The organism is Mucilaginibacter sp., assembly GCF_039921305.1.
Taxonomy (GTDB): domain Bacteria; phylum Bacteroidota; class Bacteroidia; order Sphingobacteriales; family Sphingobacteriaceae; genus Mucilaginibacter.
On record NZ_JBDSCA010000052.1, the window covers coordinates 51350 to 64816 of the forward strand.

10 protein-coding genes are annotated in these 13467 nt (G+C 41.1%); all 10 read right to left on the minus strand.

Annotation, left to right across the window (positions count from 1 at the left end; all coding sequences use genetic code 11):
• Positions 1-286: 286 nt before the first annotated feature.
• The 10 genes from ABIN91_RS15385 to ABIN91_RS15430 all read right to left on the minus strand — a co-directional run bounded on the left by ABIN91_RS15385 (position 287) and on the right by ABIN91_RS15430 (position 13454).
• Positions 287-745: a hypothetical protein gene (locus ABIN91_RS15385; protein ID WP_348052110.1), complete on the minus strand. Its 459-nt coding sequence runs from the start codon at positions 743-745 to the stop codon at positions 287-289.
• Positions 746-756: 11 nt separating this feature from the next.
• The gene (locus ABIN91_RS15390; protein ID WP_348052111.1) at positions 757-2169 is read right to left on the minus strand and encodes a RagB/SusD family nutrient uptake outer membrane protein; all 1413 of its coding nucleotides are present in this window, start codon (positions 2167-2169) and stop codon (positions 757-759) included.
• An 18-nt stretch (positions 2170-2187) separates the two neighbouring features.
• On the minus strand, positions 2188-5187 hold the full coding sequence (locus ABIN91_RS15395; protein ID WP_348052112.1) for a TonB-dependent receptor: 3000 nt from the start codon (positions 5185-5187) through the stop codon (positions 2188-2190).
• Between the two features lie 318 nt (positions 5188-5505).
• Positions 5506-6381, minus strand: coding sequence for a helix-turn-helix transcriptional regulator (locus ABIN91_RS15400; protein ID WP_348052113.1), 876 nt, complete (start codon positions 6379-6381; stop codon positions 5506-5508).
• Between the two features lie 11 nt (positions 6382-6392).
• Positions 6393-6761 (minus strand): VOC family protein, encoded by a 369-nt coding sequence (locus ABIN91_RS15405; RefSeq protein WP_348052114.1) that lies wholly within the window; start codon positions 6759-6761, stop codon positions 6393-6395.
• Between the two features lie 269 nt (positions 6762-7030).
• A complete protein-coding gene (locus ABIN91_RS15410; RefSeq protein ID WP_348052115.1) occupies positions 7031-7663 on the minus strand; it encodes a response regulator transcription factor in 633 nt (210 codons plus the stop codon).
• Positions 7664-7678: 15 nt separating this feature from the next.
• The gene (locus ABIN91_RS15415) at positions 7679-10591 is read right to left on the minus strand and encodes a two-component regulator propeller domain-containing protein (protein ID WP_348052116.1); all 2913 of its coding nucleotides are present in this window, start codon (positions 10589-10591) and stop codon (positions 7679-7681) included.
• A 237-nt stretch (positions 10592-10828) separates the two neighbouring features.
• Positions 10829-11305, minus strand: a complete 477-nt coding sequence (locus ABIN91_RS15420; protein WP_348052117.1) for a hypothetical protein — start codon at positions 11303-11305, stop codon at positions 10829-10831.
• Positions 11306-11675: 370 nt separating this feature from the next.
• Positions 11676-12437: an SDR family oxidoreductase gene (locus ABIN91_RS15425; protein ID WP_348052118.1), complete on the minus strand. Its 762-nt coding sequence runs from the start codon at positions 12435-12437 to the stop codon at positions 11676-11678.
• A 90-nt stretch (positions 12438-12527) separates the two neighbouring features.
• Complete coding sequence (locus ABIN91_RS15430) at positions 12528-13454, minus strand: helix-turn-helix transcriptional regulator (protein WP_348052119.1); 927 nt, start codon at positions 13452-13454, stop codon at positions 12528-12530.
• Positions 13455-13467: the final 13 nt, after the last annotated feature.

The window sequence follows — 13467 nt, forward strand, 5'->3', positions numbered from 1 at the left end:
TTTCGTTGCGGAAATGGTAATTGCAGAAGGCCAGAGGCCTGAGAATAGTAAACATGAGCGAGACGCTCGCGCTAGCGATAAGGTATTTCAAAATACCGACAAATACCGACAAAATTGTCAGTGAGGTTAGGTCATAAAAAAAAGTCAACCACCTCGCGTGAATGACTTTCTTAACTATTAACTGACCAAATTTATTAACGACAATAATTTGGCTGAAGTAAAATTAAGGTATACGAACTTTAGCAGATACGCGAAAAACACTTTTCTGCTAAAGTTCGATATATTATTAAAATGTTATGGTAAGCGTATACTTACTATAGTTAGCACTTGCGGGTAATGCCGTGTTACCTGTTAAGTTTAAAACCAGTGTTTTTTGGCTGGTTGTTGCCGAGCTAGCTATACTACCCGGAACCAGGTTAACCCTGATGTAGCCAAAGCTGCTGTTTGCAGGCAAGTTAAACGTACCGGAGTTTGGTATGTTATAGTGCGTGCCGGCTACAGCTGTGCTGCTTGCATCAATGTTATAGTTAAGGGTTTGGGCCGAGCTTAATTGCGCGCCTATCACCTGCACTTTAACGCTATCATAACCGGGGACCGCTACCGTGCCTTGTGAACGGCTTTTTACGATGGGAGAGAACTCAACCTGGTTTGGACCGTTATAAACCCGTAAATCTTTACCACACGAGGCAATTATGCCTGCTATAGCCAGCATAATGATTGTGTATATATATGTTGTTCTTTTCATGTTGAGAGTATTTAATTATATCCGTTATTTTGTGTGAGTTGAGGGTTTACATCCAGATCTGCTTGCGGTATTGGGGCAAGGATCCTGGTATCAGTGAAAAGGATGGTGTTATTATCTTTCACAATGTTGGCTCCCTGGCGCACCAGGTCAAACCAGCGGTGGCCCTCGTAAGCTAACTCAATGCGGCGCTCATTTAATATCAAGGCAAGTAACGCTGCTCCGGTTGCCCCCGTTGGTAATAAGCCTGCGCGTACACGGATCTTGTTAACATCGGCTTGAGCCAAACCATCCTGATTGAGGTGCGAATAGGCTTCGGCGCGGTTAAGGTACATCTCGGATACACGGATGATGCGGATATTATCTACACCAAAGCTACCGCCCCAGCCAGCGTATTTTTGTACCCAGAACACAGGCTCGCCGCTTTTGGTAACCGGAGCAAGCATGGCAGTTTTACGGATATCACCAGCTTCGTAAGCGTTTAACAAATTGTTTTGAGGTACAACATCGCCATAACCTGTGGCACTTGTTGGGGAGTTGCCCAGACGTTGGTAAATGCTTTGGATGGAATTAAATACCAGGCTTTCTGATACTTCGTAATTAAGTTCGAAGATGGATTCGGGACTGTTCTTTGTGTTAAAGATGCTGGAATAACCTGCAACTGTGGCTGTTGATACAAAGGTACCCACATTGGCGTTAATAGCCGCTGTTGCCATATCAATTGTGTTTTGCCACTCGGCGTTGTATAATGCCACGCGTGATCTTAATGCTTGCGCCGCTGCTTTGGTTACTAATGTTTTGGCATTGGTATTATCAAGTAATGATATGGCAGTTGTTAGATCAAGTTCTATCTGTGCGTAAACATCGGTTACTTTGGCACGGGCAGGATAGGTTACCTGGCTTAATGCCGATACTCCTTTAAGTACAAGGGCAACGCCTGCATCTCTGCCGTTTAATATGTGCTGCGGATTGTAGCCGTACTCGTTAACCAGGTTAAAGTAAACCAAGGCACGTAAAAAAAGGGCCTGCCCAAGTATGTTGTTTTTTTGAGCCTGGGTGCCATCGCCTACACCGGCAACATTATCAATAACCAGGTTGCTTTTGTTTATCATATCATAACTGATGGTATAATTGGCAAAATGGGTGCGGAATACGTTGGAGTACTCGTTTACAAACCTGCCACTGTTTGAAACGGTGATACGACAGTTATCGGATAACACTTCGGATTGGATGATGAGATCACGACCGTAATAGCCCGATTGCTGCAATGCGTTATAAACGTTGATCAATAAGCCCTGAACTCCCGATAAGGTACTCAAAGCTCCTTCGGCAGAGATGGATTGTCTGGGTACCGTCTTTAACGCATCCTTGCATGATGTGCTGAGTAGTACGGCCCCTATGGTGATTAATATTTTGAATTTTTTCATCGTATTTGAATTGTTTAATTAAAAGCCCAGTTGAACTCCAAAAATTATGTTTTTGTACTGAGGCGTAACTCCAGAGAATGTACCGCCCGAAACTTCGGGATCTGCACCCGTAAATTTGGTCCAGGTGACTACGTTGTAAGCCTGGGCATATACTTGCAATGAGCGTATGTTAACCCGTTTAAGCAATTTTGAAGGGAAATCATAAGACAGTGTAACAGTTTTAAGGCGGATGTATGAACCATCTTCAATAAAGCGATCTGTTAAAGTATAGGGCGTTAAATAGGTAATACCACCCACGGTGCCCGGTGTACCTGTGTTATAATAAGCGCGTGGCTGATCGGTTACATCACCCGGTTTTTGCCAGCGGCGCAATACAGCTGCATCCTGATTACGATCTAATCCGCTGCCAGAGCGAAGTAAGAAAGTACCATCGGTGTTCTGGATCTTGTTACCGTATTGGAACTGTACAAATGCCGATAAGGTAACGCCTTTGTAAGTAAAGTTGTTATTTATACCACCATAGCCTGTTGGTAGCTGGCTGCCTGCCAATACGCGGTCGGCCGCGGTGGGGCTGTAGGTAATGTTGTTGTTAATATCGTAAAACATAGCATTACCATCGGCCGCGTTAACCCCGGCATATCGCGATACAAAAAACTCCAACAATGGCTGGCCAACAAAATAGGTGCTGGCTAAACTTTGCAAGCCGTCATTCAGCTCTAAAAGTTTGCTGCGTAATACAGTCAGGTTGCCGTTGGTTGTCCATTTAAAGCCGCCTACAACAAGGTTGGTAGTGTTTAACTCAAACTCAAGCCCTTCGTTTTGCAAGCGGCCCAAATTACTGCGGATAGAAGCGAAGCCATTGGTAACAGGCAAATTTCTATCTAACAATAACCTTGATGTTGTTTTCCGGAACGCGCCGATTCCACCTGCTAAACGCCCCTTAAAGAACGAGAAATCGATACCCAGATCGGCAGTTGTTGCTTGTTCCCAGGTTAGGTTATCGTTACCCAAAGTAGGAGCAAGGCCCGGTTGGGTATTATACTCGCCAGATCCGGTGTACAGTGAGCGTGAGTCAAAATTACCGATCTGCGAGTTACCTAAAATACCGTAGCTACCTCTTAGTTTCAGATCTTCGATCCATTGAATGTTTGACAGGAAATCTTCTTTAGAGATCCGCCATCCAACGGATGCGGCAGGGAACGTTCCGTAAAGGTTATTGATACCAAAACGTGAAGAGCCATCGTGCCTAACGGTGCCCGAGAAGATGTATTTATCATCGTAAGTATAATCAACACGGCCAAACACACCTAACTGCTTGTAGGTGGTGTAAAATGAACCAACAGACTCCGGAGTAGCGGCTGATTGCAACGTGCGTAATTGATAGTTCACAAAGCCGATACCCGATGCGTTGTTACCGTCGTTTATCTCCTGCTTAAAGGTAAAGCCAGCTATTACACCCAACGAATGCTTTTTGCTGAATACGTGGGTATAGTTTAGCGTTTGATCGATGTTGTAATCTTTAAAGGTGGTGTTGACTACCTGTGCGCGGCCATTCACTGCCGATCCATCAACAGTACGGGGATCCTGGTATTGGTTTTCTACAATGTCGGTATAGTCCAAAGAGTAGGATGAGCGGAACTTAAGATCGGGCAGTATTTTATAGTTGAAGGCAAAGTTACCTATGCCCCGTTTTGAAAATGCCGAGTAATCGTTATAAGACGTATTTTGAACAAGGTTGATATTGTACGAACCAATAAAGCTGGTGTTATAAGTACCATCGGCATTATATATTGGGTTTATGGGCACAATAAGGGTTGAAGAACGGTTAGGGCTTGCAAACGCTGTTCCGCCGGTTGTTCCGTTCTGATTGTAGCCGCTCAAGTTCAATTTAGTTTCGAATGAGAATTTTTTGCTCATTTGGTGATCAAGATTTACGCGTAATACACCGCGGGTAAAATCCTGACCAATTTCTTGCCCTTGCTGTTTGTCATAAGCTGCGGATACAAAGAACTTGGTTTTTTCGTCACCACCAGAGGCATTTAGGCTATAGTTTTGGGTAATACCTTTGCGGTAAACGGCATCCTGCCAATCATAAGTAGGAGCTGTTGACGGATCGCCGAATGAGTTTAGCAGGGTTTGAACCGAAGCCGGTATAGCAGTTCCGTAGCGGTTTTTAACAGCTTCGCGCGAAAGCGTAACAAACTCTGGCCCACTTAAAACTGCTTGTTTTTTGATAATCTGTGATGAGCCAAGGTATGAGCTGAAGGTTAACAGCGTTTGGCCCGATTTTCCCTTTTTAGTGGTGATAACAACCACACCATTAGCAGCTTGGGCACCATAGATGGAAGCAGACGCGGCATCTTTCATGATATTGATAGATTCGATATCGTTAGGGTTAATACCAGCAAGCGCGTTTGTGGTAGGGAAGAGGCGTGATTTATCGCCCGATGAAACTTCCACACCATCAACAATGTACAAAGGGTCGTTCCCTGCGTTAATAGAACCTACGCCACGGATACGGATCTGCACGTTTGCTCCCGGAATACCGCTTGATGAGGTAACCTGCACACCTGCCGCTTTACCTTGTATGGCCCTGTCGAAACTTTGAGTGGGCAGGTTGGCAATGTCTTTGCCATCAATTACGGCGTTGGCACCTGTTATATCCTTTTTGCGTTGTGTAAGGCCGTAACCCGATACTACAACTTCGGATAGTTGTTTAGAATCCGGCACCAGCTTTACATCAATAATAGCTTTCCCGGTAAGGGTAACAGATTGAGTGGTGTAGCCGATGTAAGAAAATTCGAGCGTTTTAGAACCGGAAGGAACTGCAATGCTGTAATTACCATCGGGCGAGGTTTGCACGCCAACGGCAGTACCTTTTACGTGTACCGATACACCCGGTAAAGAAAGGCCATCGTCCGAGCTAACTACCTTTCCGGTTATGGTTTTGCTTTGCGCCGATGCATTGGTTGCCCCAAATGCAAACAGCAATAAAATAATGAGTAAACTTTGTTTCATATTGTTGAGAATTGTTTGGTGAAATAGCCTATCGAGTGTAGGTATTATTAAATGTTGCCAGTTTGCCGGGCCAGCTATGGCGGCGTTTTGATGAGTATGCGGTGCGCATTCATAATAATAAGTCAGTTATAAAATCGTAAATTGTAATATTAGGGAATAGCATTCCGGTAGGATATGCGATTATCACCCGTTTGGTGATTCAGGCTTATTTAGTGCCTGCCCGTGATAGAGCATTTACATTTGGTTATTAAACAAAAAGAGCGAACAATGACTGGTAATAGCCAAATATTCGCTCCTTTTTGAACGGTAATTATGCACTTAAGCAGCTGCCTGTCTATACTTCATCGGTGTTGTTTTGTACTTGCCTTTAAACAACCTGATGAACGAACTTGGGCACTCAAAACCTACCATGCAAACCACTTCGTTGATGGAATAATGTGTGGTTTTTAGCAGCATTTTAGCCCGCTGCAAACGCAGTTGGATCAAAAACTGATGTGGCGACAAGCTGAAAGCCTGCTTAAAAGTCCGCAACAAATGGTTAACCGATAGGCAGGCATGTTTGGCCAAATCATCGAGCGCTATGTTTTTATTATAGTTGCTGTACATGTAATCTTTGGCCAGATTTAACCTTTTTAGAATCTCTATTTTGGTGCTTTGGCTACTGAAATTGAGCTTGTCAACTTTATTGTCAACTTCGTTCTTGTATATCCTGTAATAGTTAATCAGGCAATGGTTTAAGTACTCGTTAATCAGCAATTCGTCTTGCAGGCCATTATCAAGGTTGTTTTTAAGGTGGTTAACATTGAAGAGCATATCGCCTGCAAAAGGGTATATGGTTTCGTTAAAATCCATACCAAAGCCAAGGCCCGCACCATGTTGCGGTTCATCTAAAAGGCTAACATCGCTCAAGGTATAGCTCCTGTTAAAATCTGCTAAAAAGTGTTGATCAAATGTTAAGGCGAACGATTCAACCGGGGTATTGCTGTCTATCTTGCTGATATACTGCGTACCCTTGTTCAATATCAAAAACGAATCCGGATAAACCGAAAGCTCACGCCTTCCCAAACGGTACGATTCGTTCCCGGTTAAAGCAAACCGGATACTAAAATCGCTGGTACTTTGCGTTTGAAAGCGGTGCGCCCTTGTTTCGCTAAGTATCTTGTTGTTGTTCCTGAGTGTTTTGATGTAGTCCATCGCCTTAGGGTTTATTGTTGGTTATAGTTGCGCTCTTCTAATAAAATGTACTGGTTGCCATAGTCGTCATTAAACTCGGCAGACAGGCCTATGGCTAAATACTCCGGTTGTTTGTTAAAACAAATGCCGGCTGCTTTTAATTGGTGATAATCTTTAAGACAGTCGGTAGTATTGAGTATAATACGGGTTTTAAAGCCCATATTGTCTTTATCTACAACCAGGCCGAGGTACAGGTCGGCGCTGTTCATTTGTATGGGCAGGTAGGGTGTTTGGTTGTCTAACATAATCTGATCAGCTACTTTTAAACCTAACTTATCATTAAAAAACCTGATGCCATTTTCCATATCCTTTACAAAAACCGGGATGTATTTTATTTTCATACACGTATAATACAAGCATTACCATTATTAAACTATTTGGGTAATTGATTATGCGGTCAGTTATAAGGGATTCAATACTTTAAGGCTTATGCTCATTGTATATACCAAAGTTAAACTAAAGTAATAGGTAATAGTATCACCCGCATAGGGTGATTTTTACATATAATTAAATAATAATGAGTTAGTTATGCCAGTATTCATCCCCCTTTTAGGGTGAGAAGAATACGTAACGGAGGGTAGGGGAAGATGAATCTGATAGAAGGGAATTATCAGATCAACTTGTTATCGCGGGCGGTTTTAATAGCATCAGACCGGGAGTTGACATCCAGTTTAATGTAAATGTTTTTGATGTGACTACGAACTGTTTCGAGATCAATAAATAGCTCTTTAGCTATTTGGCTGCGGCTTTTGCCATTACATATCAGCTCTAATATCTGGGTTTCTCTTTTAGAGAGGGGAGAGTTCTGGTTCTTTTGAAACGAGTTGATCACCATACGGGCAATGTTAACGCTCATTGGCCCGCCGCCTTGTTTTACCTCTTTAATTGATTCGATGATTTTGGCAGCCGGTGTATTTTTAGTGAGATAGCCCGATGCCCCGTTTGATAAAGCATCAAATATCAATTTCTCCGATTCGTAAACAGTTAAGATAAGGATATGGGCATTAGGAAGCATCTTTTTTAGCTTCGGAAGAGCTTCAATACCGTTTGTTCCCGGTAGTTCAATATCAAGTAATATTACATCTGGAGCATTTGTCGCAATTTTTTTTACGGCTTCATCAAACGAAATATATGTGCCTATAACCTCATAACCTTCGGCCTGGCCAATTAAAAAGGCATAGCCTTCGCGTATGGTTTCATCGTCTTCAATAATTACTATTCTAATGCTATCACTATCGTTCATAATTGTATATACTGATCAGGCCTTTAATTTCAAATTTAAGATAACTTTTGTACCAACATTAACAGCGGATGTAATATCAATTGTGCCCCCAATACGTGCAGACCGGTTTTTAACATTGTTGGTGCCATGCCCCATAATTGTGTTCGCCATATTAAAGCCTTTTCCGTTATCTGTAAGTGAAATAATAAACTGGTGATTGTTGCTATGGCCGAATGTTAAGTTTACCTGCGTAGCCGATGCATGTTTCAGAATGTTATTCAATAGTTCTTTATATATCATCGTCATATTGCGGCTGTATTCCATCGGGAGTCGCACGTTGCTTAAAGCAGCATCAATTTTACCGAACTCAAATTCGGTAGGGGTATCTTGAAAAAGTTCTATACCAAAATGTTTAATATGGGTTAATATTTCATAAAGGTTATCACTTTTAGGATCAAGCGCCCATAAAATATCCTTGGTTCCTGAGTATAATTCTTCGGCATTTTGTTTGATCTGTCCAACAAGCTTCCTTTGTTCGTCTTTTTCTTTATCCATTTTGGATGATAGAATGTCTGATAATACCGTAATGCGGGTTAGTTTATTCCCTAGATCATCGTGGAAATCTTCGGCGGTTTGTTTTCTTATCTTTTGTTTCTCTTCGCGTTTCATACGCTCAATCTGCTTAACAGCTTGCAGCTTGCGTTTGTGCATATAAGTTTGCAATGATATCCCTATCATAATAAAGAATAGCAGCAACAGGATCCTGAATAGCCAGGTTTCATAAAAAGGCGGGGTGATCTCGAACGAGAAACTGGCAACATTGCCCGACTGTATACCATCAGTTGTAATTGCTTTAACCTTAAAGGTGTATTTACCCGCAGGTAACGATGGATAATCAACCATGGTATGTTTCACCGGAAGGCAAAATTTATCATCAAGGCCGGTTAATTGATATTGATATAATACATTATCCGGATTTTTCAAATACACGCCAAAAAAAGATATGGTAAGGTGATTTTGATTGTACCTTATCTTTTCGCCATCATTTAACAGGGTAATTACATTAGCCGATGCTTGTTTGCCATTTTGCTGGCTAAACAATTGCACAGATTGTATTATAGTATAAGGTTTTGATGTTGACGCTTCGCCAGCTTTTGCATTATAAATAATAAGGCCTTTGGTGGTGCCCATCCATATTTTTCCATCGTTATACAACACAGAATTTTGGTTGGCTTCCGCGATAAGCGCTTTGGAAGTATTGCTGCCCCCAATGGTACAATCCATAGCAGCTGGATTGATATTGATCACATTTAACCCGCGACCAGTACCTGCCCATATGGTGTTTTTGTTTAAAACGAGCATATTATATATGCTATTTGAATTAAAGCCGTTTTTAACGTTGTAATTCTTAATGGCCCCGGTTTTTCTATTCCAGATAAATAAGCCACGGTCACCAGTTCCAAATAGCACCAGGTTACCGAAATTTATCATACTCAATATGTTAGATGTTTCTATAGGGCCCAGTTTAAAGTTAGTGACCCATTTTTTATTGATTGACATCCGTACACCGTATTGTGTACCAATAAGCATGGTATCTTTCCCTAATGGTAAAAGTGAGGCTACAAAACCATTTAAGTGATCAACTTTTGCCAATGTATCACCATTCATATAAAAGCAACCAAGCGGGCCAGCCATCCATATTGTTCCGTTTGCATCTTGCGAAATTCCATTGGCTATCCGGTAGTCTGATTTTGAGATCATGCAATATGATCGTCCGTCATATTTCCATATCCCACCCATAGATGTTCCTATCCAAATATTGCTATCCCGGTCGCTGTAAATACATTGAATTTTTTTACCATATGGATTTTTGGTAGGTAAATAGATGTTTTTGAATAGCTTTCCATCATATTGAATAAGGCCGCCACCGTCAGATGCCAGCCAAATGTTTTGATTTTTATCCCGGGCAATCCCCATTACAGATTTAAAACCATTAACACCGGGTTGTTGATCATAAATAACATAAGCATCGCCTTCGTATTTATAAACACCATCACCCCAGGTTCCAAGCCAAATGTTGTTATCCCTGTCGCAATAAATATCAGATACTGTAACATCGGTTAAGCCATTTTGCGCATCAAAATGAATGAGCTTATTATTCTTTAAATAGTAAGCCCCATTTGTTGAGCCAAACCATAAATAGCCACGTTCATCCTGGGCAACACTCGTTAATGAAACAGATTGTGAAAAATCAAGATTGGGATAAGGTGCTATAACACCATTTTTAACTACAAATAGTTTACCATTGCCCAACATGTAAATTTTATTGGCGTCAAATCTGTCAAACTCAATTCTATTGAATTCGATTTTTTTGTAAGCATCGGGCAAGGGAGTGGAGTTTATCCATTTATTACCCTGCATGCTGTAAATGCCATTGGCCCAAACCAATACATGCAATTTGCCTGCCTGGTTTACCGCTATATTCATTATAGAAACTTCTGTAGCGCCGGTAATAGGTACGTATTGCAGTCTGGTACCATTAATCTTAAATAATTTGGCATCCATCGTTAGCCATATGGTGCCATTTGCATCTTCAACTATATGTGTTACCCAGGTTCGTTTTAGGTATATAGGCGAAACATAATTAAAGATTCTTTTACCATCTAAACATGATAAACCCATATGCGAACCAAACCACACCCGGTTTTTACTATCGCAATAAACGGCGTAGATAAAGTTATTGGCTATCCCGTTTTCTTTTGAGTATGATGTAAAGTCTTTCCCGTTAAACCGGCAGGCGCCGCCTAAAGTGGCTATCCAAAGGCAATGTGAGTTATCCTGACTAAACCTGTTAGCCTGTGATTGCGCCAAACCATCTTCAATATTGTAATGTGTAAAGGTGTATTTTTGTGCCGTTGTAACCCAACTAAAGCAACATATAAAGCACACTGATAAAAATATCAGCCTGGCTATATTTAATGCATTAGGAGCTTTTCTTGAATATATTAGCATATACAAATACAACAGACTTATCACAATAACCGGCATTATACCGGGCAATGAATTTAAAGCCTATTTCATCATAAAAATATCACCCTTTTGGGGTGATATTGATTTAGTGCTTTGATTTACAGTTGTTAGACGTAAATCTAAACAATATGTTACTATCCAGTTAAGATTTTAGCTTTAGTTTACGGCAACTACATTTTGCGGGTCAACCTGTTTGTCATTGTTTTTAGAAAACTTACATACCTGGGTTATTTTCCATTGCTGATCGTCGTTCTTCTCCATCACAATGTAGTTTTGTTGCTTAAAATTAGGATATTGAAAGTCAACACGGGCAACTACAATGGCTTCGCTTTTTGCAATTACCTCGTAACTGTTTGTGCAGTTTTGTTTGGTACCGCTATCCTCTTTCATCCGGTCTATCAGGCTCGCTCTGCCTTGTACAATTACCTTTTCCATTCTTGGTATTTTCACGCAGGCATTGTCGCCTAAAACCTGGTCGAGCTTTTTATAGTTGGAGTTCATAAAGCTGTCTATAAAATCGCCTATAACAGCTTCATAGTTTGATCCCTTGCTGCTAATCTCCACGGCGTAAAGCTTGTTTGTTGTGGCTAATGATACCAGTACCATACATACCACTAAAAGTTTATTTTTCATGCTGATTTAGATTTGTTTATCAAATATCACAACAGAAAAACGCAGCAGATATGTAAATAACACCAATTATGCAGGCGCATAAAAAACTAAAAATATGCGAAAATCACCATCATTTAAAAATACTGTAACCCTATCAATATCGCTACGTCTAATTAATAAATATAAACAATCTGATATGAAAATAATGAACGTACTGATTATGATTACTGGTGGATTATATGTTTATCAGCAACCGGTAAAATGCACAAAAAAGCCGCATATAGTGAGTTTGAATTGTTGCGAGAAAGCAAAAACTGCGGCAGTGGAGTAGATGATGTAAAAAATCAGCGGAAGCTATAAATGTACTTCCGCTGATCTGATGTTTTTAGCCTTACAAATTTATCCCACCAGATACTTCAATACGTTGCGCGTTGATCCATTTGGCATCATCTGTACATAAAAAGGCAACTACACTGCCAATATCATCTGGTTTGCCAACCCGGCCCAAAGCGGTAATGCCTGCAATGTGTTCGTTAACATGAGCATTATCCCTAACTAGCCCACCACCAAAATCGGTTTCAATAGCTCCGGGAGCTACCACGTTTACCGCAATACCGCGGGCGCCTAACTCCACAGCCATATATCTGCTTAAAGTTTCAATGGCACCTTTCATGGCTGCGTAGGCTGCAAAGCCCGGCATCGAAAAACGAGCTAATCCTGATGATAGGTTAACTATCCTGCCACCATCATTAATTAAAGGCAACGCTTTTTGAGTTAAAAAGAAAACGCCTTTAAAATGAATATTGGTTAAAGTATCAAACTGTTCTTCTGTTGTTTCTGCAATAGGTGCATTAATTCCAATCCCCGCATTGTTGATCAAAAAATCAAAGCGATCGGTATTAAAAGTACCTTTCAATACCGTTTTAACCTCCTCGAAAAATTTACCGAAGGTTTTAACCTCGCCCGTATTCAATTGTAACGCTGCGGCTTTCTGCCCCGTTTTTTCAATTTCGGCTACTACGGCTAAAGCTTCGTCTTTTTTGCTGTTGTAGGTTAATATTACGTTGATGCCTTTTTTGGCCAGGCTCAAAGCCATGTCTTTGCCTAATCCGCGGCTACCGCCGGTTACTAATGCTATTTTGTTGTTTTCCATTGTTTTAATTTAATAGAACAAAGATAATATGCAATTTGAACAGGCTGTTTGCAAACATCAATCCAATATTTGCAAAATTCAAATAATGATTTAAGAACGGAATGCCAGCGGGGCAAAGCTGGTCTGCTTCCTGAAAAAATTGCTGAAATGCGCTACCTGCTCAAACCCCAACGAATAAGCAATCTCGGATATATTCCAGTCGGTTTGCTTTAACAGGATCTTCGCTTCCTGAACAATTCTGCCAGTAATGATATCTGTAGTGGTTTTACCTGTATTCTCTTTCAAAACCTTGTTCAGGTGATTCACATGTACAGCTAACCTGTCAGCATAATCCTTAGCAGTGCGTAGGTTCAGTTTTTGCTGTGGCGATTCTATCGGAAACTGTCGCTCAAGCAACTCAATAAAAAGTGAAGAAACCCGTGCCGAAGCCGTATGCGATGGGTAAAGCGTCGTAGCGGGTTGCAGCTTTTGCCCATAGTGGATCAGCTCTAATATGTAATTCCTGATCAGGTCATACTTATAAGCATAATCCGAAGATAGCTCCTTGTACATCTTTCTAAAAATGAACGTGATATCATCAACCTCCTCAGCCGATAGTTGAAATATAGGATAACCGCCCGGCTGAAACAAAGGCAGATCATCCAACACTACACCGCTCTTACTTTGAATTAAAAACTCATCCGTAAAAATGCAGAAGAAACCATGCTGGTCATCATCCTGAGGTACATAGTTATAGGGGATTTTAGGCGTGGCGAACAGCAAGGCATTATGCTCAATGTCAATTACCTTATCGGCATATTCGGCCTTGTTTTTACCGCTGATCACACTTATCTTATAATAAGCCCTGCGGTTATACGGCATCACCTTTTTATTCTGACGGGCCAGCACATCCTCTATCTTGAAAACATTAAAATGCCCAATTTCCTTATTAATACCTTCCGGGATAAGGCTTGCCGTATCCCGGTAAAAATTTTCGAGCGTGGTAATTTCCATCTGGCCTGTATTTGCAAAATTCAAATATAAGGTAAAT